Below are 23,262 nucleotides of genomic sequence, written 5' to 3' on the forward strand. Positions count from 1 at the left end.
GCCCCTCTTGCCGGGATGCTCGGGAGTTACGTACGGTACATACCTAATTCACCGACGGGCAAGGGTGGAAAGGGGCGGGGGCACGTGGACGTGCCGGTCGCAGCGGGCACGCGGTACATGCGCGAGGTCAACACGACCGCCGTGCTCACCCTGCTGCGCACGGTCGAGCACACCAGTGCCCCCGAGCTGGCCCGACGGACGGGGCTGTCCCGGCAGGCGGTGTCGCGTTCGTTGTCCGACCTGAGCGAGGCCGGCCTGGTGGAGTTCCTGGCCCCGATGCGCTCGGGGGCCGGTTCGGGCCGGCCCGCCCAGCGGGTGCGGTTCCGCGCCGAGGCCGCACACGTGGTGGGCGCGTCGGTCTCCCCCGAGGGGATCCGGGTGGGTCTGGCCGACCTGTCGGGCGCGATCGTGGCCGCCCACCACACATCACCGCCCGGGTTCGAGGAGGTCGACTCCGAGGTCGTGGCGCGGGCGCTGACCGAGGCCACGCACCGGGTCCTGGCCGAGGCACGGATCGAGGCCGGCGGGGTGTGGCACGCCTCGATCGGTGTGCCCGGCATAGTCGACCCCGCCACCGCACGGGTGCGATTCGCGCCCAGCATGCCCGGTGTCACCGGCGACGCGCTGATCCGGGCGCTGGGTGAGGCGGCCGGTTGCGAGGTCTACCTGGACAACGACGTCAAGCTCGCCACCGTGGGCGAACTCTGGCACGGCGCCGGACACCGCTCCATGGTGTTGATCCACTGGGGCGAGCGGGTGGGCGCGGGCATCGTCGTGGCGGGTGCGCTGCATCGTGGCGCCGCCAACGACGCCGGGGACCTGGGCTACCTCGACCTGTTCACCGACGCGCCCGAGCCCGCCCGGGGAGAAGGCGACACCCTTCTGGGCGCGTTCGAGGCCTGGGCCGGTACCGGCGCGTTCGCCGGCCTGGTCCGCGAGGCCGCTCGTGAGCGCGGCGACCACGCCCTGCTCGCCCGACTGGCGCGACCGCAGGCGCGGACCGCCACCGTCGTCGCCGCGGTGGTCGATGGAGCGCCCGCGGCCCTGACGGCGCTGGAGGAGATCGCCCGTCGCTTCGCCCAGGGCGTCGGCGCGGTCCGCGCCCTGCTCGACCCCGACGTGGTCGTCGTCGGCGGCCCCATGGCGCGGTGCGGTCCCGCGCTGTTGGCGGCCCTGCGCGCCCACCTGCGCCGCCAACGCCTGGGCCCTCCCCCGTTGGAGTTGTCCCGGCTGGGCGAGGACGCCGTGGTCCAGGGCGCCCTGCGCCACTCGCTCGACCAGGTCGAACACACCCGTCTGAGACCCCCTTCGACGACCGGCTGAACCGGTCCGGCCCGGCAGACCCGACAACCACGGAGGACACCATGTCCACCAGGTCCACCGATCCACTGTCCATCCGTTCACGAATCGACCGACCTCTGATCCGGGTCGCGGCCGGTGCCACGGCCGTCCTGCTCCTCACCTCGTGCGCGACCCTGTCCAGCGGGAACGGCGAACGCGACAACGTGCCCGAGGACGTGTCCACCACCATCACCGACGAGCCGGTCGAACTGACCTTGGCCTACACCGACGACCCGCCCTCCACCGAGCTGGTCGAGGGGTTCACCGAGCAGCACCCCAACGTCTCCATCGAGCTGCAGCAGACCCCGTTCACCGACTACGTCAAGACCGTCACGTTGTCGATGTCCTCCGATGAGGCGCCCGACCTCGCCCAGTACAACCCGGGGGCGATGCGCTCGCTCATCCCGAGCGGGCACGTGATGGACCTGGAACCGTACGTGGAGGCCTACGGGTGGGAGGAGTCCTTCCCCGAGGCGAGCCTGGAGCCGTTGCGCGCCGACGAGGACGCCACCCGGTTCGGCACCGGAAGTCTCTACGCCGTCCCGGGGGCGCTGTCCATGCTGGGGGTGTTCTACAACCGTGAACTGTTGGCGGAGGCGGGGGTGGAGGAGCCGCCCGCGACCTTCGACGAGTTCGAGGACGCCCTGGCGGCGGTGGACGAGGAGGGCATCGCCCCGTTCAGCGTGGGCGGGTTGGAGGTGGGCGGCTTCCAGGTCTGGAACACGCTGCTCAACGCCTTCGGCGACCACGAGGCCTACCGCGACTGGGTGCACGGGGCTCCCGACTCCACCATCGAGACCGACGGGGCCATGAAGGCGACCGAGACCCTCACTCGGTGGGTGGACGCCGGATACATACCCGAGAGCGCCAACGCCACCTCCGACGACGACGCAAAGGCCGCCTTCGGCAACGGTGAGAGCGCCTTCCTGATGATCGGCAACTGGGCGGCGTTCGAGATGGAGGAGGCCCTGGGCGAGGACGTGGGTTTCTTCCTCCTGCCGGGTGAGGACCCGGAGCAGGCACCGATGACCTCCGGTTCCAGCGTCTCCTACACGGTCTCCTCGGGCACCGAACACCCGGACGTGGCAGCGGCGTTCTTGGACTACCTGTCCTCGCCGGAGGCCGCGCGGATCCAGTTGGACACCGGGTTCATGCCGGTGGACACCGACGCCTCCACCGGGGAGGGCGGCGTGCTGGAGGAGATCAACGGCGTCTACGGGACGGCCGCCGAGCAGGACGGCATCGTGCCCTTCCCCGATTTCGCCACGCCCGGCATGATCGACCAGCTCACCCCTGGGGTGCAGGGGTTGATCGCCGGGAGAACCGACGAGGAGACGTTCCTGTCCGATCTGCAGACCGAGTGGGACCGCGTCCATGGCTAGTGGCGCGCTGCTGCGCGGGAACGCGACCGCCGGGGCCCGGCGCCCCGGGCGGTCGCGCCTGCGCGCCTGGCTGTACCTGTTGCCCGCGCTGGCCGTCTACGCCGGTTTCGCGATCTACTCCGCGGCCAGCACCGTGTGGTTCTCCTTCCTGGACTGGGACGGGGTGGCACCACCCACCTGGGCGGGCCTGGCCAACTACACCCGGGTACTCACCGAACCACTGCTGGCCCAGGCCATCCTCAACGGCCTGATCCTCATCGTGTTCTTCTCACTCATCCCCATCGCGATCGGGCTACTTCTCACCGGACTACTGCTGGGCCGGGTACGCACCGGGATGACGTTCTTCCGCACCGTGTTCTTCCTGCCCCAGGTCCTGCCACTGGTCGCGGTCGGCATCACCTGGCGCTGGCTCTACAGCGACGAAGGCATGATCAACCGGGCCCTGGAAACCATCGGGCTGGGCGCCATCACCCGCGCCTGGCTGGGCGACTACCACTTCGCGCTCATCGCCCTGGGCCTGATCGGCACCTGGTGCATGAGCGGACTGTGCATGGTCCTGTTCATGAGCGGGGCCCAACGCATCGACCCCTCCCTGAACGAGGCCGCCGCCATCGACGGCGCCGGCCCCTTGCGCCGGTTCGTCTACGTCACCCTGCCCGGGCTGCGCCGCGAGGTCGGCATCGCCGCGGTCATCACCACCATCGCCGCCCTGGCCTCCTTCGACCTGGTGTTCGTCACCACCAACGGCGGACCGGCCGGACAGACCAACGTGCCGGCCCTTTTGGTGTACCGGTTGGCGTTCAACGAGGGCACCATCGGCGGGGCGAGCGCGCTGGCGGTGGTGCTGACGCTGCTGGTCATCGTGCTGGTGAGCGTGATCCGTCTACTCACCCGGGAGGCGAAGTGAACCGTTCGGCGATGACGACCGCGCTGCGGTACGGGCTGCTGAGCACCCTGGCGGTGTTGGTGCTGGCGCCCTTCGTCGGGATCGCGCTGGCCTCGGTGCACCCGGCCGGTGGGCAGGTCGGCGCGTTCTCCCTGCCGAGTGAGTGGTCCTGGTCCAACTTCGCGCTCGCCTGGCAGAGCGGCGACTTCGGCCGACTGATGTGGTCCAGCTTCGTCATCGCCGTCTTCGTGGTGCCCTTGACGGTGTGTTTCGCGACGCTGGCCGGGTACGCGCTGTCCATCCTGGGTGTGTGGGGTGGCAAGGGTATCTCCCTGGCCTTCGTGCTGGGCCTGACCCTGCCGGTGGAACTGCTGGTCATCGCCCTGTACTTCAACATGCGTGAGGTGGGGCTGACCAACTCCTACACCGGGGTGATCCTGGCCGAGATCGCCCTGTTCCTACCCTTCGGCGTGTACTGGATGCAGTCGCACTTCGCCTCGGTGCCCCGGGAGCTGGTGGAGGCCGCCCGGGTGGACGGGGCGCGCGACCACACCGTGCTGGCCCGGGTACTGCTGCCGATCTCGTGGCCGGCCATCACCACCCTGGCGGTGCTGGTGTTCATGTGGTCGTGGAACCAGTTCCTGTTGGTGTTGGTGATGATGCAGGACCCGGACCTGCGCACCGCGCCCACCGGGCTGGGGTTGTTCGTGGGCCAGTACGGCACCGACATTCCCTTGTTGTCCGCGGCGAGCCTGATCGTGATCGCCCCCATCGTCGTGGTCTACCTCCTCTTCCAGCGCAGCTTCGTCAACGGCCTCACCCAAGGAGCGGTCAAGGCCTGAAGGAACACCAACGAACGGAGTCCCATGGGTTCACCGGAAGCCGCCTACCGAGCCGTTGCGGGCGGCGCCCTCGACGTCGACACCGCCTTCTACGACCGATTGGCCACGCACACCGACGGCCGTGTCCCGGTGGAGCGGTTCACGATCCCGATCCGTTCGGGCCGGGCCTGGCGGGTGCCCGCCGGTCACCTGTTCCGGATCCTGACCCCCGAGGGCCCGCAGGTGGGCGACCTGAACGTGTGGAACACGCACAATCCCCGGGAGCGCCTGTGGGCCTCGCGCACCCGGCAATTGCAGAGCGCCCATGTGTCCACCCACGACCGGCTCTGGTCCACGCTGCCCTACCTGCGGCCGCTGGTCACCATCACCGCCGACAGCCTGGCGTGGTACGGCACCGACGCCGACGGCGGGCGCGTGCACGACCTGTTGGGCACCCGCTGCGATCCGTACGTCAACCGGATGCTCACCGGCGAGGACTTCGACCTGCACTGCCACTCGAACCTGACCCGGGCGGTACTGCCGCACGGGTTGACCGAGTTCGACGTGCACGACGTGCTCAACGTCTTCCAGTGCACCGGGCTCAACGACGAGGACCGTTACTTCATGAAGGCCTCGCCCGCCCGTCCCGGTGACTTCCTGGAGTTCTTCGCCGAACAGGACCTGTTGTGCGCGCTGTCGACGTGTCCGGGCGGGGACCTGTCGGTGCCGTTGTGGGGTCCGGACGCGCGGGACCCGATCGACGTGTGCCGCCCCTTGGCCGTGGAGGTGTACCGGCTCGCTCCAGAGTTGTTGGAGGGCTGGAGCGAGCCGGAGCCGGCCGCCTACCGGGGCGCGCACGGGTTGCGCTTCCAGGGCTGAGGGGACCGGGGCCCGGTCCGCCTACGCCACCCGGCCCTCGTCCAGGGTGAGACGGTGGTCGGCGCCCGCGGCCTCGTCCGGGAAGTGGGTGGCGTGCACGATGGTGGTCTCGCCCCGCAGCGAGGCGATCACCCGCGCGATCCGTTCCCTGGCCCCACGGTCCAGGCCGGCGGAGGGCTCGTCCAACAGCAGTAGGTCCGCCTCCTGGGCCAGTCCTTGGGCGATGAGGGCGCGCTGGCGCTGGCCCCCGGAGATCTCTCCCAGTTGGCGACCGGACAGGTCGGCGATACCGACCCGCTCCATCGCCCCTTCCACCACCGCGCGGTCGTGTCGGGTCGGTGGCCGCCACAGGCCTTGATGGGCCCAGCGCCCCATGGCGACGGCGTCGCGCACCGTGAGCGGCAACGTGTCGGACACCGCACTGCGCTGGACCACGAAGGCGGGACGGGCACGCGTGGCCCGGACGATCTCACCGCCGCGCGGCCTGAGGATGCCCGCCAAAACCGCGAGCAAGGTGGACTTGCCCGCGCCGTTGGCCCCCACCAGCGCGGTGACCCGGCCTTGGGGGATGTGCGCGTCGACCCCCTTCAGCACGTCCTCACGCCCGTACCCCGCGTGAACGTTCCGCAACTCGGTGTGGTTCATCCGCTTCCTCCGCCTTCCCCTCATTCGACCCGATGTTAAAACGATAATGGTTATCGTTGTAGAGTGTCCCATCATGGAAGCACTGATCGATCCGTTCGGGGTCACCTTCGTCCAGCGGGCGCTGTGGGGCGGCGCCCTCGTCTCCCTCATCTGCGCGATCGCGGGAACGTGGGTCGTCCTGCGGGGAATGGCCTTCCTCGGGGACGCGATGTCGCACGGCATGCTTCCCGGGGTGGCCCTGGCCGCCCTGCTCGGTCAGAGCCTGTTCCTGGGCGCCGCCCTGGCGGCCGGGGCCATGGCCGCGGGGGTCACCCTGTTGAACCGCTCCCCGCGGCTGTCGCAGGACACGAGCATCGGACTGTTGTTCGTCGGCATGCTCTCCCTCGGCGTCATCCTGGTCTCCCACTCGGCCACGTTCGCCGTCGACCTCACCGGGCTCCTCTTCGGTGACGTACTGGCGGTACGCGAACGCGACCTGTGGCACCTGGGGATCTGTCTGCTGGTGGCGCTGGTGGTGGCGATCGTGGGGCACCGGGCGTTCATGGCCCTGGCGTTCGACCCCCGCAAGGCGCACACCCTGGGGCTGGCCCCGCGCGCGGCCCACGCCGCGATGCTCGCCCTGGTCACCCTGGCCGTGGTCGCCTCCTTCCACGTGGTCGGCACCCTGTTGGTGTTCGGCCTCCTGATCGCGCCGCCCGCGGCGGCCGTGCTGTGGGCCAGGAGCGTGCCGACGATCATGTGCGCCGCCGCCCTGATCGGCGTCGCCTCGACCTTCGTCGGGCTGTTGGCCTCCTGGCATTGGGAGACCGCGGCCGGGGCGAGCATCGCGGCGACCGCCGTGGCGTTCTTCTTCGTCTCGGTGGCGCTCTCGGCCCTGCGTTCTCGACTCACGCGACGAGAGCGCCCCACGACCCCCTCCGCCACGTCCCCTTCCCACCCTCGACTCGAAGAGAGGTCGATGACCCCGTGAGACCCCTGACCACAGCGAAGGCCGCAGCCGTGGGGCTGTGCGCCCTGCTCCTGGCCGGCTGCGCCGGAGAACCGCCCCGGGACGAGGCGCCCGAGGCCGAGGAAACACCCCACGGCTACGTCGAAGGGGCCGAGGAGGCCGCCGAACCGCAGTCCCGGCTGGTCCTGGCCGACGCCGACAGCGGCGAGGTGCGGCTGGTGGACCTGATCACCGAGGAGACCAGCGAACTCGGCACCGTCCCCGGAGCGGACGGCATCGCCGGGGATGGCCGATTCGCCTACCTCAACTCATCCGGTGATGGGATGACAGAGGTGTTCGACAGCGGGGTATGGACGGTCGACCACGGCGATCACAACCACTACTACCGGACCGGCACCGGGCCGGTCGGCGCCCTGGACGGGGTCACCACCTCCTCGGTCGTCACCGACACCGTGCTCACCTCGGTCATCGATGAGGCGGGTACCTCCCTGGTCCTGGAACGGGAGGGGTTGGAGGACGGAACGGTCTCCGCCGTCGACCCGACCTCCGAGGAAACGTCGCTCGCCCTGCCGTTCGGCGGTGGCCTGGTCGCCGTGGACGACGACGGCGCGGTCCGGTCCCTGGACAGGGACGGAGGGTCCGCCCAGACGTTGGACGAGACCTGCGCCGACCCCCGAGGGGCGGCCGTCACCCGCCGCGGCCTGGTCGTGGGCTGCGCCGAGGGCGCCCTGCACCTGACCGAGGAGGACGACGCCCTCGAAGCGTCCCTCCTGTCCTACCCGGGGACCGGGCGCGTCGACTCCTTCCATCACCGCCCCGGATCGGCGGTCCTGGCCGCGCTGTCCACCGATGGCGACCCGTGGGTCCTGGACCTGGCCGCGGCCCAGTGGCGCGCCCTCGACCTCGACGACACGATCGCCGTCACCGCGGTCGGCGAGGGGATGCCCGTTCTGGCCCTGGACGGTGAGGGCGCCCTGCACTCCCTCGACCCCGAGACCGGGGAGGAGATCGCCCGAACATCGCTGGTGGCGACCGTCGACGCCGAACATCCACCCACGCTCCAGGTGGACACCTCCCGCGCCTACGTCAACGACGCCGAGGCCGGTCTGGTCCACGAGATCGACTACAACGACGACCTTCGCACGGCCCGCACCTTCGAGGTGGACATCGCGCCGCACCTCATGGTCGAGACGGGACGGTGATCGACGTGCGTCCCCGCAAGGCTTTGGCCGCGCTCACCGTCACCGGACTCGTCGTCGCGCTGGGCGCCTGCTCCGCCGACGACGGCGGTGAGGGAATCGTGGTGACCACCAACATCCTCGGCGACATCACCCGGGAGATCGTCGGCGACCAGGCCGAGGTGACCGTACTGATGAAACCCAACGCCGACCCGCACTCGTTCGGAATCTCCGCCCAGGAGGCCGCGAGGCTGGAGAACGCCGACCTGGTCGTGCACAACGGTCTCGGTCTGGAGGAGGGGATCGCGCGCAACGTCGCCGCCGCGGAGGAGGCGGGCGTGCCCGCCCTGGAGGTCGGCGCGAACGTCGACCCCCTCCCCTACACCTCCGACGAGAGCGAGGGCGAGCCCGACCCGCACTTTTGGACCGACCCGGCCCGTGTGCTCATGGCGGTGGACCTGATCACCGAACACGTGGTCGAGGAGGTCGACGGGGCCGACGCCGACACCGTGCGCGCCAACGCCGAGGCCTACACCGCCCGGGTCCGGGAACTCGACGCGTGGATGGGCGAGGAGTTCGCCGCCCTGCCGGACGAGGACCGCCGGCTCGTGACCAACCACCACGTCTTCGGCTACCTCGCCGACCGCTACGACTTCGAGGTCATCGGCGCGGTCATCCCCAGCGGCACGACCCTGGCCTCGCCCAGCACCTCCGACCTCAAGGACCTCTCCGACGCCGTCGCCGAAGCAGGTGTCTCGGCCGTCTTCGCCGACTCCTCCCAACCCGACCGGCTGGCCACCGTCATGGCCGAGGAGGCGGGGGTGGAGATCGAGGTCGTCCCGCTCTACTCCGAATCCCTCACCGAGGAGGGCGGGGGCGCCGCCACCTACCTGGAGATGATGCGCGCCAACACCGAAGCCATCGCCGCCGGACTCGGCGGCGACTGACCCGAACTCCGGGTCCCCTCGTCGTGGTCTCCCGCCACGGCCGTTTTCTCCCACACCGAGAACCGAAAGAGAACCATGCGCACACCACACCACCGACGCCGGGTCGCACTACCCGTCCTGCTCTGCGCGGGGCTGTTGCTGACCGCCTGCGGCACCGACGACGACGCCGCCTCCGAGGCCGGAGCGGAGACCTCCGACGAGACCGGCGTCTCGGTGAACGAACCGATCGTCACCACCTACGACGGTGGCCTCTACGTCCTGGACGGCCAAACCCTGGAGGTCATCGAGGACATCGAACTGGAGGGGTTCAACCGCCTCAACCCCGCCGGGGACGAGCAGCACGTGTTCGTCTCCACCTCCGAGGGCTTCCAGGTCCTGGACGCCGTCGGCGCGCGGCTGACCGACACGGTCTTCGCCGCGGACACCCCCGGGCACGTGGTCCGGCACGCGGGCCGCACCGTGCTGTTCGCCGACGGAACCGGTGAGGTGACCGCCTTCGACACCGACGCGCTCGGCGAGGGAACGCCCGCCGACCTCGACACCTACACCACCGAGGAGGCCCACCACGGCGTGGCCGTGGAACTGGGGAACGGGGAGCTGCTCGTCACCCTCGGCGACGAGGAGGAACGTGTCGGCGCCATCGTCCTGGACGAGAACCACGAAGAGGTCGCCCGAAGCGAGGAGTGCCCCGGCGTGCACGGGGAGACCACGGCCGAGGGTGAGGCCGTGGTCATCGGTTGCGAGGACGGTGTCCTGACCTACCAGGACGGCGAGTTCACCAAGGTGGACAGCGAGGACGACTACGGGCGCATCGGCAACCAGGCCGGCTCCGAGGACTCCCCTATCGTCCTGGGCGACTACAAGACCGACCCGGACGCCGAGCTGGAACGCCCCGAGCAGGTCGCCCTCGTCGACACCGCCGACTCCTCCATGGATCTGGTCGACCTGCCCTCCAGCTACACCTTCCGTTCCCTGGGCCGTGGCCCGGACGGTGAGGCCCTGGTCCTGGGCACCGACGGCACGTTGCACGTGATCGACCCCGAATCGGCCGAGATCACCGACGGCATCGACCTGATGGACGCCTGGGAGGAGCCGCTGGAGTGGCAGGAGCCCCGTCCCGCCCTGTTCGTGCGCGGTGGCACCGCCTACGTGACCGACACCGCCACCGACCAGGTGCACGCCGTGGACCTGGCCGATGGTGAGGTCACCGCCTCGGTGACGCTGGAGCAGACCCCCAACGAGCTCAGCGGGGTCGATCACTGATCGACTGATCGGTCAGTGATCGTCGGCCTGGGCCGGGTCGCGCAGCATGGTGTGCAGGGTCGGCCCGTCGGGCATGGGGACCTCGGTCAGGACTCGGAACCCGAAGCGTTCGTAGAACGGCAGGTTCTCCGTGTTGCTCGACTCCAGGAAGACCGGCGCACCGTGCAGGTCGGCCCGTTCCAGCCCATGACGCAGCAGGCCCACACCGGCCCCGACGCCACGAACGTCGGGGTCGGTGCCCAGTTCCGCGAGGTACCAGTGCGGCGTGCGGGGTGTGTGTTCGGAAAGGCTGGTGAGGCCCCGGAGCACGGTGGGCAGCCGATCCGCCCCGAAGAGCGCGGCCAGGTGCGGAAGGGAGCGCAGGGCGCCCGGGCCCGTGGAGACGTCGGGTCTGCCCCACAGGGCAGCGCCTACGACCCGGTCGTCGAGCACGGCTACGTCCATCAGCCCGTACGGCAGGTACTCGAACCCGGCCTCGATCGCGTAGAGCCGGCGTGCCCGCCGCCCGAGGTCCTCGGGGAACATCCACGCCACGAACGGGTCCTTCTCGAAGGCCCGTGCCAGCACCCGGGACACGGCCGTCACGTCCCGACGGCCGGCCGCCCGTATCGAGAGCCCGCCCCCTCTTTCCTCCGCGCTTCCCATGCCTCTCCTTTCATGAACCGTCCAGACGGTACAGTACCGGAGATCGGCCCGACGAGGGACCCCTTCGCGGGGTCAGGGAACGCGGTGACCTGCGGCGCGGGTCAGTTCGTACCACTCGGGGCGGGTCAGGTTCAGCTCCGAACCCTGGGCGGCGCCGGTGACCCGCTCGGGGGTGGTGGTGCCCAGTACGACCTGCATCCGCGCGGGGTGGCGGGTGATCCAGGCGGTGGCCACCGCGATGGGCGGCACGCCGTACTTCTCCGCGAGACGGTCGATGACCGCGTTGAGTTCGGCGTGTTCGTCCGAGCCCAGGAACACCCCGTCGAAGAACCCGGCCTGGAAGGGCGACCAGGCCTGCACGGTGATGTCGTGCAGGCGGGCGTGGTCCAGGACACCGCCGCCGTCGAGGGTGGCCGACTGGGGCTCGCCCAGCATGTTCGACGCCAGGCCCTGGGTGATGATCGGGGCGTGGGTGATGGACAGCTGGAGCTGGTTGGCCACGATCGGCTGCCGCACGTACCTGCGCAGCAGGTCGACCTGGCGGGGTGTGTGGTTGGAGACCCCGAAGGCGCGCACCTTCCCGGCCGCTTCGAGTTCGTCGAAGGCGCGGGCGACCTCCTCGGGTTCGACGAGCGCGTCGGGTCGGTGCAGCAGCAGGATGTCGACGTGGTCGGTGTCCAGGGCCCGCAGGGAACCCTCGACGGAGGCCACGATGTGCTCGTAGGAGTGGTCGAAGTAGGGCCCGTCGGGGACGATACCGGCCTTGGTCTGGATGGTCAGGGACTCGCGCTCGGAGGGGGTCAGGCGCATCGCCTCGGCGAAGCGACGTTCACAGGCGTGGGTGGTGGGCCCGTAGATGTCGGCGTGGTCGATGAAGTCGATCCCCGCCTCGCGTGCGGCGCCGACCAGGGCGCGGATCTCCTCGTCGGTCTTGCGGGCGATGCGCATCAGCCCGAGCACGACATTGGGAACGGTGATGCCCGTTCCGGGCAGGGTGAACGTCTTCAACGGGGGTCCTTTCCGATCGGGCGCCCACATTACGGGCACCCGATCGAAGAATCCACTACTTAACGGCGCCCATGGACAGGCCGCGGACGAGTTGACGCTGGGCGGTCCAGCCGATCACCACGATGGGCAGCGACGCCATGACCACGGCCGCCGACAGCTGCGCCACGAACAGTCCCTCGCTGGTGATGAAGCCGGTGAGGAAGACCGGGACGGTGGCGGCCTGGGCGGCGGTCAGGTTGACCGCGAAGAAGAACTCGTTCCACGCGAAGATCATGCAGATCAGGGCGGTGGCCGCGATGCCCGGTGCCATGATCGGCAGCATCACCGACCACAGCACCCGGCCCAGACCCGCCCCCTCCACCCGGGCGGCCTCCACGATCGCCTTGGGCACCTCCAGGAAGAACGAGCGCAGCATCCACACCGCGATGGGCAGGTTCATCGCCGTGTACAGCACCACCAGGGTCCAGATGTTGTCGAGCATGGACAGGTGCGCGGCCGCGACGTAGATCGGCACGACCACCGCCACCACCGGCAGCATCTTCGTGGAGATGAAGAAGAACAGCACGTCGTTGGTGCGCTTGACCGGGGCGATGGACAGCGCGTACGCCGCGGGTATGCCCAGGGCCAGCACCAGGAGCGTGGAGGCCAGGGTGGCGATCACGGAGTTGCCCAGGTAGGGCATGAAGTCCGCGCCCAGCACCGCGGCGAACCGGTCCAGGGTGGGTTGGAAGAAGAGCGTGGGCGGGTCGGTGGCGGCCTGGTTCTCCTGCTTGAACGCGGTCAGCACCAGCCACAGGACGGGGGCGACGAACACCAGGCCCACGAGCCAGGTGAACACGCTCAGGGCGATCGCGCCGATCGGCCGGCGCGGCCGGTGCGGGACGCGGGTGTCGGCGGAGGCCGAGGGTGCGGTGGCCTGGGCGGTCACGATGTGGCCTCCTGTGCGTTCATGAACGTGCGGAAGATCAGTCGCAGCGCCAGCATCGCCACGAGGATGGTGCCGACCACCACCACGACGCCCATCGCCGCCGACTGACCGATGTCGAAGCCGAGGAAGGTGCGCTGGTAGATGTAGAAGGGCAGGTTGGAGCTGGCCGTGCCCGGGCCGCCCTGGGTCATCATGTAGATCGTGTCGAAGGTGTTGACCACGTAGATCGACCCCAGCAGGACGCCCAGTTCGATGTAGCGGCGCAGGTGCGGCAGGGTGATCCACACGAAGCTCTGCCACCTGGAGGCGCCGTCGACCTGTCCGGCCTCCAGGGCGTCGGTGTCCTGGCTCTGGAGACCGGCAAGGACCAGCAACGTCATGAACGGGGTCCACTGCCACACCAGGGCGATGACCACGGACACGATCGGTGTCTGGGAGACCCAGTCGTAGGTTTCCACGCCCAGTGGGGAGAGCACGAAGTTGATCAGGCCGAACACCGGCTCGAACATGATGTGCTTCCACAGCAGCGCGGTGGCCACCGGCAGGATGAGGAACGGGGTGATGATGAGGGTGCGCACCACGCCCCTCCCCCAGAATTTCCGGTCCAACAGCAGGGCCAGGCCGACGCCCAACAGCATCGCCACCACCACGCAGGCGGCGGTGATGAGCACCGTGTTGGCCGTCGCGGCGAGGAACTGCCGGTCGGTGAAGACCGCCAGGTAGTTGGTGAGCCCCACCCACGCCTGGGAGTCGGGGCGCACCAGGTTCCAGGACCTGAGCGAGTAGACGATGGTGGCCAGGAACGGCAGCTGGGTGACGACCAGCATGAACACCAGCGCGGGCAGCAGGGGTGCCCGGCGCACCCACCCGGCGGCGCGTGGGCCGCGACCGGTGCGGGCCGCGGGTGCGGTCGGTTTCCCGGACGTCTTCTCGGCGGGTGCCGTCGCCGTGCTCATCGCCCGTCCTCCTTGTAGGTGTCGCCGACCGTCTCGGCGTACTCCTGGCTCTGCGCGAGCGCCTCTTCGACGGTGATCCGTCCGGCGATGGTGGCGCTGAGCTGTTGACTGACCCGGGTGCCCAGGTCCTGGAACTCGGGGATGGCCAGGAATCCGATGCCGTCGTAGGGGACGGGTCGGGTGCCCGGGTCCTGCGGGTCGGCCTCCTCGATGCCCTGGAGCATGGGTTCGGCGTAGGCCCCCGCGACCTCCTGGTACGCGGGCTCCTCGAAGGTGGACAGTCGGTTGCCGGGCGGGACCCGCTGCCAGCCGTACTCCTCGGCGACCGTGCGCACGTAGTCCCGGTCGGTCATCCATTCCAGGAAGGTCCAGGCCTCCTCCTTGTGCTCGGAGGTGGAGGGGATGCCCAGGGCCCAGGCGTAGAGCCAGCCGCCGTAGTCGCTCTCGGCCACCGGGGCGGGCGCGTAGCCGTTGAGTCCGGCCACGGTCGCGGTGTTCTCGTCCTCGATGGTGCTGACCATGGAGGTGGAGTCGTAGAACATGGCCGCGCGGCCCTGGGAGTAGTGGTTCAGGCAGTCACCGAAGCCGCTGTTGGCGGCGCCGGGCTGTCCGTGTTCGCGGACCAGGTCCACGTAGAATTCGGCGGCCTCCTGGAACTGCGGGGAGTCGAGTTCGGCGTTCCACTCCTCGTCGTACCAGCGGCCGCCGAAGGTGTTGAGGACGCTGTTGAACGGGCTGAGGACCTCACCCCACCCGGCCAGGCCGCGCATGCAGATCCCGGCCACGCCCGGCTCCACCCCGTCGAGTTCGGCCGCGAGATCGGCGACCTCGTCCCAGGTGGGGTTCTCGGGCATCTCCAGGCCGGCCTGTTCGAACAGGTCGGTGCGGTAGGTCAGGAAGGACGACTCCCCGTAGAAGGGCACCGAGTACATGTCGCCGTCCACGGACAGGTCCTCGCGCAGGGAGGGGATGAAGTCCTCGTGGTCGTAGCCCTCGGATTCGTCGATGAGGGGTTGCAGGTTCTCCAGCCAGCCGTACTCGGCCCACTGACGGGTCTCGTAGTTGCTGATCATGACGGCGTCGAACTCGCCCCCGCCGGTGGCCACGGACGTGGTGATCTTGGCGCGGGCCTCGTTCTCGGGCAGGGACACGAAGTCGACCTCGATGCCGGGGTTCTCCTCGCGGAACTCGTCCTGCAGGGAGATCGCGTCCTGCATCTGTGGGTTGGACACGATCGCGACGGTCAGTCGGACGGCCCCCTCCCCCGCGGAGGTGGCCCCCGCCCCGGCGCAGCCGGTGAGCAGGAGCGCCGAGGCCGCCACGGCGGTGGCGCCGGTGGTGAAGGTGGTGGTGCGCACGGTGATGCCTTTCCGGCTCAGGCGGAGGTCTCGGGGACGACCTGGATCTTGACCCCGCTACCGGCCCGCATCATGGCCAGTGCCTCCGGGAACTTCTCCAGGGGCAGGGTGTCGGTGAGCAGCGGCGCGGTCTGGATCGCCCCGGAGGCCATGAGGTCCACGGCGGCTCCGTAACTGTTCAGCACGGCCATGGAGCCCACGATGGTGATCTCGTCGTTGTAGATCCGGAAGGGCGAGAGCGAGATCTGGGCCTCTCCGTCGGCGACCCCGAAGACGAGCAGGCGTCCCCCTCTGCGCAGGGACATGAAGGCCGCTTCGATGGCGGGGGGCGCCCCGGTGACGTCCACCGCGGCGTCGAAGCCGTCGGCCGGTCCGACACCGTCCAGTTCGGTGACGTCGGTGGCGGTGTGTTCGGCGCCCAGGTCGGCGGAGATGGCCAGGCGGCGGGTGTTGCGGTCGACCATCGTCACCCGGGCACCGGAGCTTTGGAGCAGCTGTTGCAGGAGCAGGCCCATGGTGCCGGCGCCGATCAGCAGGAAGCGTTCGCCGTTCTCCACGCCGATGCGTCGCACGCCGTGCACGGCGCAGGACAAAGGTTCGACGAGGGCGCCCTCGCGCATGCTCATCGAGTCGGGCATGCGGTAGCAGTTGGCGGCGGGGACGGCCACGTACTCGGCGAAGGCGCCGTCGACGGTGTCGCCGATCGCGCCCCAGTTGGCACAGAGGTTGCCGCGTCCGGCGCGACAGTACTCGCAGTGTCCGCAGAACAGCGAGGGGTCGACGGCCACCCGGTCGCCGGGGCGCAGGCCCCCGGGGGCGCGCTCGCCGACGGCGGTCACGGTACCGGCGAACTCGTGGCCGGGCACCAGCGGGTAGGGGCTGGGCGGAAACTCCCCGTCGGCGATGTGCAGGTCGGTCCCGCAGATGCCACAGGCTCCGACCCGGACGACGACTCCGTCGGGGGCGGGAGTGGGTTCCGGGCGGTCTCCCACGGCGAGGGATCCCGGTTCGGTGATGATGGCGGCGCGCACGGCTGAACCCTCCCGAAAGCGTGATCGCTCGTTTGAGCGATCTGTGTCACAGATGTTCGTACATTCAAAGCCCACCGGAATCAGCGTGTCAATGGGTGGAGCAACAATCGAGTACACTCATGCACATATGAGCGATCGGCGCAGTGACCCTACCCCCGACGGCCCCGCGGAGATGGTGCGGCTCGCCGCGATAGCCCGCAGGTTCTACCTGGAGGGACGCTCCAAGGTGGAGATCGCCGAGGAGTTCGGACTGAGCCGGTTCAAGATCGCTCGCGACCTGGAGACCGCTCGAACGAGCGGGATCGTGCGCATCGACATCCGGTTGCCCGCGCGGCTGGCCGGGGAACAGTCCGAACGGCTCAGAGAGGCCTACGGGCTGCGGCGGGCCATCGTCGTGGACGCCTTGGAGGACCCACTGGAGACCCGCCGGGCCCTGGGTTCGGTGGCGGCTCGACTGCTGGCCGAGATCGTGCGCCCCGACGACGTGCTGGGACTGGCCTGGAGTCGCGGCCTCCAGGCCATGGGCGCGGAGATGGTCGAACTGCCCCGATGCACGGTGGTGCAACTCAACGGGGTGCTCTCGGAGCACACCGAGGCCGGCGGGTCGGTGGAGACGGTACGCAGGGTGGCGCGGCTGTCCGGTGGCGCGGCGTACCCGATCTACGCGCCGCTCATCCTGCCGGACGCGGCGACCGCGCGGACCCTGCGCGCCGACCCGGGCATCGCCGCCGCGTTCGGGCACTTCGATCGACTCTCCACCGCCGTGGTGGCCATCGGCGGCTGGGACGAGCACAACTCGACCGTCTATCCCGCGCTGACCCCGCGGGCGCGCGAGCGGTACACGGCGCTGGGCGTGAGCGCGGAGATGTCCGCCCGGCTCTTCGACTCCGAGGGGCGGCGCATCCACACCGACCTGGACGAGCGGGTCATCAGCATCGACACCGACCGACTGCGCGAGGTTCCCGAGGTGGTGGCGGTCGCCGGAGCCGGCGACGAGGCCAAGGCCCGGGCGATCGGCGCGGTACTCAAGAGCGGGTTGGTCTCGACCCTGGTGACCGACGGCGACGTGGCGAAGGTACTGCTCGAAGGGTTCTGAGGGTGGCCGCCTCCACCAAAGGTCGTAGACGCGGTCTCGACCCGCGCCCGATGCGGCGAGGGGGCGCCCTCCACAAGGCTGGGATCACACACGAGAAGGAGATCCGTGATCCCCATGAAGACCGACCCACCCACCCGCCGGCACCGGACCCCGGTGACCCTGGCCGCCGCCCTCGGCGCCCTGGCCGTGCTCGCCACCGGGTGCGCCTCCGGCTCGGCCGACCCGGTCGCGGCCACCCCCGCCCCCGTGCCCCCCGTAACCGCCGAACTCACCGAGGAGAACGTCAACGCCTGGTTGGACGGATTGGTCCCCACGGAGTTGGCGAGGACCGAGATCCCCGGCGCCTCGATCTCCGTGGTCCACGACGGTGAACTGCTCACCGCCCGCGGCTACGGCTACGCCGACACCGGCGTCGACGGGGAGGAACCGGTACCCGTCGATCCGGAGGAAACCCTCTTCAGGGTCGGTTCCGTCTCCAAGGTGTTCACCGCCACCGCCGCCATGCAACTGGTGGAGCGCGGGGAGATCGACCTGGACACCGACATCGACGAATACCTCGACTTCCCCCAGCCCAAGAACTTCGACGAGCCCATCACGATGCGGCACCTGCTGACCCACACACCCGGGTTCGAGGAAAGCATCGAAGGGGCCATCCTCGCCGAGGGCGCCGAGACCGATCTGGCCCAACGTCTGAGCACCGACCCACCGGAGCAGATCTACCCGCCCGGTGAGGTCCCGTCCTACTCCAACCACGGCAACTCGCTCGCCGGACTCATCGTCGAACAGGTCAGCGGCGTCCCCTTCGACGAGTACGTCCGGTCCGAGGTCCTGGAACCACTCGGCATGGACTCCTCCTCCTTCGCCCAGCCGCTACCCGACGACCTGCGGGAACGTCTGTCCGGCGCCTACGAGGTCACCGGCGGCCCCGCCCAACCGTTCGAGACGGTGGCCGAGGCCCCCGCCGGCGCGTTCACCGCCTCGGCCACCGACATGGCGCGGTTCATGCTCGCCCACATGCCGCAGGAGGGAGAGGGGGAGATCCTCGAACCCGCCACCCTGGAGCAGATGCACGCCCCGGCCCTGGACGAGGACGTCCTGGGCCCCATGGCGGGTGGACCGCGGATGACGCTGGGGCTCTTCGAGGAGGACCGTAACGGTCACCGCATCCTCGGGCACGGCGGGGACACCCAGCACTTCCACACCGAGATGCAGTTCCTGCCCGAGGCGCGCAGCGGCATCTTCGTGACCCTCAACGGCAGCGGCAACGCGGACATGGCCAGCCACCTCCTGCGCATGGACGTCGTGGACGGATTCTTCGACCGGTACTTCCCCGCCGAGGAGGGAAGCGTCGAGGACGCCTCGGTCGAGGACACGGCCGCCGAACACGCCGCCCTCGCCGAGGGCTACTACATCAGCTCACGGCAGATGGAGAGCAACTTCCTCGCCACCCTGAACCTCCTGGGGCAGACCCGGGTACAGGACCTCGGCGACGGGACGATCCTGGTCTCCCCCGGACCGGAAACGTTCGTTCCAACGGTCTACGAGGAGATCGAACCGTGGGTGTGGCGCCAGGTCGACGGACACAGCGTGATCACCATGCGCCCGGACGAGGACGGGCAGAGCGTCGAGGCCATCGGCTTCGCGTCGGCGTTCACCCTGCTTCCTGTCGACGGTGAGCGTCAGCAATCGGTGGCGTTGCCGATCATGGCGGCGGCGGTGCTCATCCTGGTGGTGACCGTGCTGTCGTGGCCGATCGGGGCCCTTCTGCGGCGCTGGGCCGGCAAACCCGGGCGCGGCCGCGAAGGTCGGCTCGCCCGCGTCCTCACCAGGGTCGGTGTGGGATCCACCGTGGTGGCGCTCTCGTCCTGGGTGTCGGTCGTCATGGTCATCATGGAGTTCCAGACCGTCCCCACCCTGGTGCTGCGCTCGATCCAGGCGCTGCAACTGCTCGGGATCCTGGCGATCCTGCCCGCGGCCTGGAGCCTGTTCCAGGACCTCCGACGGCGCGCGGGATGGAAGTATGTGGTGGGCGGTGCCCTGGTCCTGATCGCCCTGTTGATCGTGCAGTGGTTCGCGGTCACCTTCGGGCTGCTCTTCCCCAGCGTGTCCTACTAAGGCGAGAGGTCATCATCATGGATCGGTCGGCGACGCACCGTTTCGATCATCTGCTGGACGGTCTGGGACTGCGGGGGGACACCCGCCGCGACATCGCCCTGGGTCTGCTGGTGGCAGCGGTGTCCGTCGCCGTCCTGTGGGTGTCCCTGCCCGCCTTGGAGGCGTTGGAGGGCCTCGTGCTCGCCCGGGGAACGATCGTCTCCGCCGGCCTGGTGTTGCTGACGCAGGCCCTTCCTCTGGGGCTGCGTCGGCGGAACCCGGTCCTGTCCCTGGTGGGGGTCGCGGCGCTCCAGGTGTTGCTCGCGGCCCTGACCCCGGCCGGGTTCAACTTCCATGGGCCGGCCCTGTTCATCGCCGCCTACACCTGCGGCACCATGCTGTCACTGTCGCGGTTGTCGGTCGTGCTGGTGGCGTGCGCCCTGGTGTACGGGACGGCGGAGGGCCTGCTCACGGGTGCTCTGGCGCCGGCCGCAGGAGTTTCCCTGGTACTGCCGGGCGAACCGCCTCCCTGGGTGACGGCGCCGATCCTGACCGTGCCGGCGCTCCTCATCCCGGGCCTGATCGGCATCTACGTGGGGACCCACCGCCGTTACGCGGAACTGGTGAGGCTGCGCGACGCCGAAGAGATACAGGCGCACAAGGAGCGCGCACAGACCGCGATCCGGGCCGAACGCACCCGCATGGCGCGGGAGCTGCACGACATCGCCGCCCACCACCTGTCCGGCATGGTCGTCCAGGCGGGGGCCGCCGAACGGCTGATCGGTCGCGACGACGAGGCCGCCCGCCACGCGATGGACTGGGTGCGTACCCAGGGCAAGGAGACCCTCACCGGCCTGCGGGCCGTGGTGGGGGCACTACGCGACCCGGACGAGGAGGAGGCGCGGCCCGGCCACGAGACGGAGGTCCGGGACGCGCCGGTTCCGGGACTGGCCGCCGTGGAACGACTCGTGTCGACGGAACGGGAACTGGGCACCGACCTTCGCCTCGTTCGTGAGGGCAGCCCCTACGAACTGCCACCGATCGCCGACGTGACCGCCTACCGGACGGTGCAGGAGGCACTGACCAACACCCGTGACCACGCCGCCGGCGCGAAGGTGTCCGTACGGTTGTGGTACCGACCCGCGCGGTTCGCGTTGGAGGTCGAGAACGAGAGGGGCGGCACCCCGGACACCGACCGGCGCCACCGAGGGCTCGGGGTGTTGGGGATGCGTGAGCGCGCGGACGTGGTCGGCGCGAGATTGGACGTGGGGCCCACGGACGGCGGGGGCTGGCGGGTTCGGTGGGAGATTCCGGTGGAGCGGGAGGAGACGCGTTGATCAGGGTGCTGCTGGTGGACGACCAGGCCATCGTTCGGACCGGGTTCCGGGTCATCCTGGAGTCGGCCGAGGACATCGAGGTGGTGGGCGAGGCCGGTGACGGGCCGAGCTCCGTGGAACTGGCCCGTCGGCTGGAGCCCGACGTGGTGCTCATGGACGTGCGCATGCCCGGTGGCGACGGCTTGTCCGCGACCCGGGAGATCCTGGACCATGCCGGCGGGCAGCCGCCCGAGGTGCTGGTCATCACCACGTTCGACCTCGACGAGTACGTGTTCGGGGCGCTGGAGGCCGGCGCGTCCGGGTTCGTCCTCAAGGACACCGACCCGGACGATCTGGTGGAGGCGGTACGGCGGTTGGCGCGAGGGCAGGGGTTGATGGACCGGTCGGTGACCCGGCGGGTGATGGCCGAGTTCGCCCGGCGGCGACCGCCCAAGGAGCGCGCCCCCGAGGTGGTGGACCTGCTGACCTCGCGCGAGGCGGAGATCGTTCGGATGCTGTCCAAGGGGATGTCCAACGCGGAGATCGCCGAGGTGTTGTTCATCGAGACCAGCACCGTGAAGTCGCACCTGGGGCGGGCGATGACCAAGATCGGTACCCGGGACCGGCTTCAGACGGTGGTGTGGGCCTACCGGACGGGTGTGGCCCGGCCTTGAGGCGTCGAGTACCTCAAACCAGTTCGAGGGTGGTCAGGCAGGTCGGGTCGTCCGCACCGGTGGAGATCGGCGTACTACCGGAGCGGCCCTCGTACTCGACGGTGACGGTCGCGTCGATGTCGCCGGGCAGCCAGTAGCCGACGAACCCGTTGTCGAAGGTGGGGGCGGTCTCCTCCACCAGCACGGTGTCGTCGGCGTCGTCGGTGATGGTCACGGTGACCTCCTCACCGCGCAGCTCGCCCATGCAGGAGGTGAGGCTGTGGTGGAAACAGTCGTGGGTCCGGTCCACGTAAGGGGCCATGGACAGGTAGAAGAGGTCCTCGGGCAGGTCGAGTTCGACCTCTTCGCCCCCGGCGGTGTCGGACAGGAGCAGTGAGCCGGGCCGCACCGAGGCCATGAGGTCGGTGGGTCGATCCTCCACGGCCATGAGGTCGAGGCGGTCGACGAGCTCCCGGGGGTCGAGCCCTTCGAGGTCGTCGAGCCCATGCGCGGCCAGGAGTTCCGTGACCTGGTCCGCGGGGGCGCCCTCTTGGGTCTGTGGAGCGGCGCACGCCGTGAGTGCGAGCGCCGCGGCGGCGACCGTGGCCATGGCCGTGTACCTCATGTCCGATTCCCGTTCCGATCCCGTGATCCCGTGGTCGACGTCGAGCGGGATCATCCTATACCCGCCCGGGGTACCCGGCTCGGCGGATCGGTGGAACGTGCGGGGTCCTACCTCAGCAAGCGCTCTCCTCTGTCTCTTCGGCGGTGACGCCGCCCAGGTCGTCGGTGATGGACAGGTCGGTCTCGGCCGAGGAGTCGCCCGAGAGACCGTTCCAATCGGTACCCGCGACGAGTTCGAGGGTCTGCTCCAGCCCTTCGGTTTCCTCGGTCACGGCGTTGTCCAGGGAACCGGCGAGCAGCTCGGCCGCCGCCTCCTCGCCCGGACCGTGGTAGACGGTGGTCGCGGCGGGGGCGCGCAGTTCGGGGTTTCCGGTACCGGTGACCACGAATCCTTCGTCGACCAGGAGGGTCTGGATCTCCAGGGCGAGCCCGTCGATGCCGGTGTTGTTGACGATCTCGACCGAGATCTCGGGTGGATCGGGTGGATCGGCCGCGTCGTCCCCGTCCCCTTCCTCTCCCCCGGAAACATCCGCTCCCGCGTTGATCGCCTCGAACAGCTCCGTGGCCTGGGGCCGGCTCATCATGATGCGGTTCTCGTCGTCGGGGTGCGCCCCGTTGGGGACGGTGACGAACTGGACCCGGTCCAGGTCGACCTCGCGCATGGAGATGGCCAGGTCGGTCATGATGTCGACGGTGAGGTCGTCGTCGGTACTGATGGAATCGGTGACGGCGCCGAGGAAGTTGGTGATGGTGACCGGGTTGGTCATGACCTCGCTGCTGAGGACCTCGCGGAGCATGGCGCCCATGAACTCCTGTTGGCGGTCGATCCGCGACAGGTCGCTGCCGTCCCCTTGGGCGTAGCGGGAACGCACGAAGCCCAGGGAGTCCTCGCCATCGAGCGTCTGGAGTCCGGCGTCCAGCCGTAGGTGGGCCTTGGGGTCGTCGACGGCCTCGGGGATGCACATCCGCACCCCGCCCAGGGCGTCCACCATGTCCTTGAACCCGGTGAAGTCCATCATGAGGAAGTGGTCCAGGTGCACACCGGTCACCTGTTCCACGGCCTTCCACTGGCAGCCCACCCCACCCAGGGTCATGACGGAGTTGATCATGCCCTGCTGGGGGTCCATGCCCTCGTAACCCTCCACGGCCTCACAGCCGGGCAGGTCGACCATGAGGTCGCGGGGCAGGTTGACCAGGGTGGCGGCGCCGTTGTCCACGTTGACGCTGGCGATGAGCATGGTGTCGGGGCGCTCGCCCTCGGC

The 23,262-nt window shown here is 69.7% G+C and carries 22 protein-coding genes; 13 read left to right on the forward strand and 9 right to left on the reverse strand.

The window, feature by feature from the left end:
• Positions 1-84: 84 nt before the first annotated feature.
• From ABZ717_RS05795 to ABZ717_RS05815, 5 genes are read left to right on the forward strand one after another with little or no spacing between them, the layout of a single operon-like run.
• A complete protein-coding gene (locus tag ABZ717_RS05795; protein WP_358506171.1) occupies positions 85-1,323 on the forward strand; it encodes an ROK family transcriptional regulator in 1,239 nt (412 codons plus the stop codon).
• A 41-nt stretch (positions 1,324-1,364) separates the two neighbouring features.
• Entirely contained in the window at positions 1,365-2,723 is a 1,359-nt protein-coding gene (locus ABZ717_RS05800) for an extracellular solute-binding protein (protein WP_358506174.1), read from the forward strand.
• Complete coding sequence (locus ABZ717_RS05805) at positions 2,716-3,630, forward strand: sugar ABC transporter permease (protein ID WP_358506177.1); 915 nt, start codon at positions 2,716-2,718, stop codon at positions 3,628-3,630. Before ABZ717_RS05800 ends, ABZ717_RS05805 begins: the two co-directional genes overlap by 8 nt.
• Entirely contained in the window at positions 3,627-4,451 is an 825-nt protein-coding gene (locus ABZ717_RS05810; RefSeq protein WP_358506179.1) for a carbohydrate ABC transporter permease, read from the forward strand. The genes ABZ717_RS05805 and ABZ717_RS05810 overlap by 4 nt, the downstream gene beginning before the upstream one ends.
• Before the next feature lie 24 nt (positions 4,452-4,475).
• Positions 4,476-5,309 carry a DUF1989 domain-containing protein gene (locus ABZ717_RS05815; RefSeq protein WP_358506181.1) on the forward strand — a complete coding sequence of 278 codons (834 nt, stop codon included), beginning with the start codon at positions 4,476-4,478 and terminating at the stop codon, positions 5,307-5,309.
• A 21-nt stretch (positions 5,310-5,330) separates the two neighbouring features.
• Here the strand turns inward: ABZ717_RS05815 and aztA are convergent, their stop codons facing one another.
• Positions 5,331-5,954 carry a zinc ABC transporter ATP-binding protein AztA gene (aztA, locus tag ABZ717_RS05820; protein ID WP_358506184.1) on the reverse strand — a complete coding sequence of 208 codons (624 nt, stop codon included), beginning with the start codon at positions 5,952-5,954 and terminating at the stop codon, positions 5,331-5,333.
• A 73-nt stretch (positions 5,955-6,027) separates the two neighbouring features.
• On the opposite strand from aztA, the gene aztB reads away from it, so the two are divergent.
• From aztB to aztD, 4 genes are all read left to right on the forward strand, one after another.
• Positions 6,028-6,924: a zinc ABC transporter permease AztB gene (aztB, locus tag ABZ717_RS05825; RefSeq protein ID WP_358506186.1), complete on the forward strand. Its 897-nt coding sequence runs from the start codon at positions 6,028-6,030 to the stop codon at positions 6,922-6,924.
• Positions 6,921-8,105 carry an ABC transporter gene (locus tag ABZ717_RS05830; RefSeq protein WP_358506188.1) on the forward strand — a complete coding sequence of 395 codons (1,185 nt, stop codon included), beginning with the start codon at positions 6,921-6,923 and terminating at the stop codon, positions 8,103-8,105. The genes aztB and ABZ717_RS05830 overlap by 4 nt, the downstream gene beginning before the upstream one ends.
• Complete coding sequence (aztC, locus tag ABZ717_RS05835) at positions 8,105-9,028, forward strand: zinc ABC transporter substrate-binding protein AztC (protein WP_358506225.1); 924 nt, start codon at positions 8,105-8,107, stop codon at positions 9,026-9,028. The genes ABZ717_RS05830 and aztC overlap by 1 nt, the downstream gene beginning before the upstream one ends.
• A gap of 75 nt (positions 9,029-9,103) precedes the next feature.
• A complete protein-coding gene (gene aztD / locus ABZ717_RS05840; protein ID WP_358506191.1) occupies positions 9,104-10,291 on the forward strand; it encodes a zinc metallochaperone AztD in 1,188 nt (395 codons plus the stop codon).
• 12 nt (positions 10,292-10,303) lie between these two features.
• Here aztD and ABZ717_RS05845 read toward each other — a convergent pair whose 3' ends face one another.
• The 6 genes from ABZ717_RS05845 to ABZ717_RS05870 form a co-directional block, all read right to left on the reverse strand.
• Positions 10,304-10,936, reverse strand: coding sequence for a GNAT family N-acetyltransferase (locus ABZ717_RS05845; RefSeq protein WP_358506194.1), 633 nt, complete (start codon positions 10,934-10,936; stop codon positions 10,304-10,306).
• 72 nt (positions 10,937-11,008) lie between these two features.
• Positions 11,009-11,944 (reverse strand): aldo/keto reductase, encoded by a 936-nt coding sequence (locus ABZ717_RS05850; RefSeq protein WP_358506197.1) that lies wholly within the window; start codon positions 11,942-11,944, stop codon positions 11,009-11,011.
• 55 nt (positions 11,945-11,999) lie between these two features.
• Positions 12,000-12,803 (reverse strand): carbohydrate ABC transporter permease, encoded by an 804-nt coding sequence (locus ABZ717_RS05855; RefSeq protein ID WP_358506228.1) that lies wholly within the window; start codon positions 12,801-12,803, stop codon positions 12,000-12,002.
• 65 nt (positions 12,804-12,868) lie between these two features.
• Entirely contained in the window at positions 12,869-13,828 is a 960-nt protein-coding gene (locus ABZ717_RS05860) for a sugar ABC transporter permease (protein ID WP_087103428.1), read from the reverse strand.
• Complete coding sequence (locus ABZ717_RS05865) at positions 13,825-15,186, reverse strand: sugar ABC transporter substrate-binding protein (protein ID WP_358506201.1); 1,362 nt, start codon at positions 15,184-15,186, stop codon at positions 13,825-13,827. The genes ABZ717_RS05860 and ABZ717_RS05865 overlap by 4 nt, the downstream gene beginning before the upstream one ends.
• A gap of 17 nt (positions 15,187-15,203) precedes the next feature.
• A complete protein-coding gene (locus ABZ717_RS05870; protein ID WP_087103424.1) occupies positions 15,204-16,217 on the reverse strand; it encodes a zinc-dependent alcohol dehydrogenase family protein in 1,014 nt (337 codons plus the stop codon).
• A gap of 172 nt (positions 16,218-16,389) precedes the next feature.
• Between ABZ717_RS05870 and ABZ717_RS05875 the strand changes: the two genes are divergently transcribed.
• The 4 genes from ABZ717_RS05875 to ABZ717_RS05890 all read left to right on the forward strand — a co-directional run bounded on the left by ABZ717_RS05875 (position 16,390) and on the right by ABZ717_RS05890 (position 21,397).
• On the forward strand, positions 16,390-17,313 hold the full coding sequence (locus tag ABZ717_RS05875; RefSeq protein WP_358506231.1) for a sugar-binding domain-containing protein: 924 nt from the start codon (positions 16,390-16,392) through the stop codon (positions 17,311-17,313).
• 114 nt (positions 17,314-17,427) lie between these two features.
• Positions 17,428-19,428, forward strand: a complete 2,001-nt coding sequence (locus tag ABZ717_RS05880) for a serine hydrolase (RefSeq protein WP_358506233.1) — start codon at positions 17,428-17,430, stop codon at positions 19,426-19,428.
• 17 nt (positions 19,429-19,445) lie between these two features.
• Positions 19,446-20,744, forward strand: coding sequence for a histidine kinase (locus ABZ717_RS05885; protein ID WP_358506204.1), 1,299 nt, complete (start codon positions 19,446-19,448; stop codon positions 20,742-20,744).
• Positions 20,741-21,397 (forward strand): response regulator transcription factor, encoded by a 657-nt coding sequence (locus tag ABZ717_RS05890; protein ID WP_087103417.1) that lies wholly within the window; start codon positions 20,741-20,743, stop codon positions 21,395-21,397. Before ABZ717_RS05885 ends, ABZ717_RS05890 begins: the two co-directional genes overlap by 4 nt.
• Positions 21,398-21,410: 13 nt before the next feature.
• On the opposite strand, the gene ABZ717_RS05895 is transcribed toward ABZ717_RS05890, so the two are convergent.
• Complete coding sequence (locus ABZ717_RS05895) at positions 21,411-22,001, reverse strand: CueP family metal-binding protein (protein ID WP_087103415.1); 591 nt, start codon at positions 21,999-22,001, stop codon at positions 21,411-21,413.
• A gap of 112 nt (positions 22,002-22,113) precedes the next feature.
• Positions 22,114-23,262 (reverse strand): LCP family protein (locus ABZ717_RS05900; RefSeq protein WP_358506208.1); only part of this gene is annotated, 1,149 nt, incomplete at its 5' end.

Source organism: Nocardiopsis sp. NPDC006832, from assembly GCF_040635885.1.
Lineage (GTDB): Bacteria > Actinomycetota > Actinomycetes > Streptosporangiales > Streptosporangiaceae > Nocardiopsis.

Coding starts and splice junctions, on each gene's coding strand:
- ABZ717_RS05885 (WP_358506204.1), top strand. CDS start 19,446: ATGGATCGGTCGGCGACGCACCGTTTCGATCATCTGCTGGACGGTCTG.
- aztD (WP_358506191.1), top strand. CDS start 9,104: ATGCGCACACCACACCACCGACGCCGGGTCGCACTACCCGTCCTGCTC.
- ABZ717_RS05845 (WP_358506194.1), bottom strand. CDS start 10,936: ATGGGAAGCGCGGAGGAAAGAGGGGGCGGGCTCTCGATACGGGCGGCC.
- ABZ717_RS05805 (WP_358506177.1), top strand. CDS start 2,716: ATGGCTAGTGGCGCGCTGCTGCGCGGGAACGCGACCGCCGGGGCCCGG.
- ABZ717_RS05815 (WP_358506181.1), top strand. CDS start 4,476: ATGGGTTCACCGGAAGCCGCCTACCGAGCCGTTGCGGGCGGCGCCCTC.
- ABZ717_RS05860 (WP_087103428.1), bottom strand. CDS start 13,828: ATGAGCACGGCGACGGCACCCGCCGAGAAGACGTCCGGGAAACCGACC.
- aztB (WP_358506186.1), top strand. CDS start 6,028: ATGGAAGCACTGATCGATCCGTTCGGGGTCACCTTCGTCCAGCGGGCG.
- aztA (WP_358506184.1), bottom strand. CDS start 5,954: ATGAACCACACCGAGTTGCGGAACGTTCACGCGGGGTACGGGCGTGAG.
- ABZ717_RS05875 (WP_358506231.1), top strand. CDS start 16,390: ATGGTGCGGCTCGCCGCGATAGCCCGCAGGTTCTACCTGGAGGGACGC.
- ABZ717_RS05880 (WP_358506233.1), top strand. CDS start 17,428: ATGAAGACCGACCCACCCACCCGCCGGCACCGGACCCCGGTGACCCTG.
- ABZ717_RS05800 (WP_358506174.1), top strand. CDS start 1,365: ATGTCCACCAGGTCCACCGATCCACTGTCCATCCGTTCACGAATCGAC.
- ABZ717_RS05895 (WP_087103415.1), bottom strand. CDS start 22,001: ATGAGGTACACGGCCATGGCCACGGTCGCCGCCGCGGCGCTCGCACTC.